Raw genomic sequence first — 1,558 nt, forward strand, 5'->3', positions numbered from 1 at the left:
GCGTAGCCGTCGCCGTTCAGGTCGCCCTTCGAGACCTGGATCCCGAATCCCTCGTCCTTCGCGCGGTCGACGGAGACGAGCAGGCCACCCACGATCTGCTCGCCCACGACGAGGTCCTGGTAGCCGTCGCCGTTGAAGTCGTCGCGGACGGGGGCGGGGGTCGCGTGCGCGGGAGACGGCGCAACTCCCAGCAGCGCCAGGCCCATTGCGAGCGGTCCCGTCCAACGGACGTACGCATACGCGGAGAACACCGGGCGACCCCCTCGTCGACGGCGACAGGTCACCGGACGAGACTCCTCAGCGCGCTCAGGGGTTGTAGCGGCCTGTCATTTCCGAGAGTTGCTACGGCCCGTCATTTTCAAGGAGTTGCAGCGGCCCGTCACTTCAGCGACTCCCACAACTCACTCGCCGCCGGCTCCTTGGCCACCACCCGGTTCGGGTCCGACGGTGCTGTGACGTTCGGCATCGTCACCGTCGTCACCGCGTCCGCCGACAGGCCCTTCAGGCTCTGGCCGAGGCTGATCAGTTCGCTCAGGGAGTCGAGGCCGGTGTCGGTGGTGAGGCTGTCGGTGACCGCGTCGGTGACCTCGTAGAGCTTGGTGGGGTCGGTGAGGAGGTCGTTGGTGGAGATCTGGGTCAACAGGGCCTTCACCAGCATCTGTTGGAGGCCTATTCGGCCGAGATCGCTGCCGTCGCCTATGCCGTGCCGGGTGCGGGCGAGGGCGAGGGCCTGCGTGCCGTTGAGGTGGTGGGTGCCCTTCTTGAGGTGCAGGTGGCTGTCGTCGTCGTCGATGTCCTGGGTGGTGGTGACCGTGACTCCGCCGAGCGCGTTGACCAGCTTCGCGAAGCCCGCGAAGTCGATCTCTATGTAGTGGTCCATGCGGACGTCCGTGATCGACTCGACCGTCTTGACCGCGCACACCGGACCGCCCACCGAGTACGCGGTGTTGAACATCGCGTTGTACGCCACCGACGTGGAACCGCCCGACGACAGCGGGCAGGACGGGCGGGTGACGAGGGTGTCGCGCGGGATGCTGACGATCGTGGCCTTCTTACGGCCCGCGTCGATGTGCACGACCATCGCCGTGTCGGAGCGGGCGCCGGAGCTGCTGCCGCCGCCGAGCGCCTTGTTCTCCTTGCCGCTGCGCGAGTCGGAGCCGAGGACCAGGATGTTCAGGGAGCCGGTCGGCACGGGGGTGGCGGACGCGGACGCGGCGGCGGAAGGAGTGGTCACCGCCTTCGCGGGACGGTTCGCGCCGAGCGCGCTGTCGATGTCGACGCTCTTGATGTTGTTGTTGAGGTGCCAGTAGGCCCAGCCGGCCGTGGCGACGCCCAGGACGAGGGCGCCTGCCAGAGTGAGGCCGGCGATCTTCAGCACTCTCGACCGCCGGCCCACGCGTCTGTCCTCGTCAACGTTCTCTGTGTCCGTCACGGGGAGGAACGTAAGTCCGAATTATTAGGAGAAAGTTAGGGGAGACGTCCTGAGACGGTTTTCTACGGAAAATTTCACGGTTCTCAGTCCCGTCTCACTCCCCCGAGCTCTCCCGTCTCCCCCTCC

Annotated in this window: 1 protein-coding gene and 1 pseudogene; both read right to left on the reverse strand. The window is 66.9% G+C overall.

Annotated features, from left to right (window positions below):
• A pseudogene (locus ACNFOC_RS54220) lies at positions 1-251 on the reverse strand (VCBS repeat-containing protein); the annotation flags it as partial.
• Positions 252-379: 128 nt separating this feature from the next.
• Positions 380-1,432, reverse strand: coding sequence for an LCP family protein (locus ACNFOC_RS54225; RefSeq protein ID WP_416966291.1), 1,053 nt, complete (start codon positions 1,430-1,432; stop codon positions 380-382).
• Positions 1,433-1,558 lie beyond the last annotated feature (126 nt).

This window comes from Streptomyces colwelliae, assembly GCF_048158785.1.
Lineage (GTDB): Bacteria > Actinomycetota > Actinomycetes > Streptomycetales > Streptomycetaceae > Streptomyces.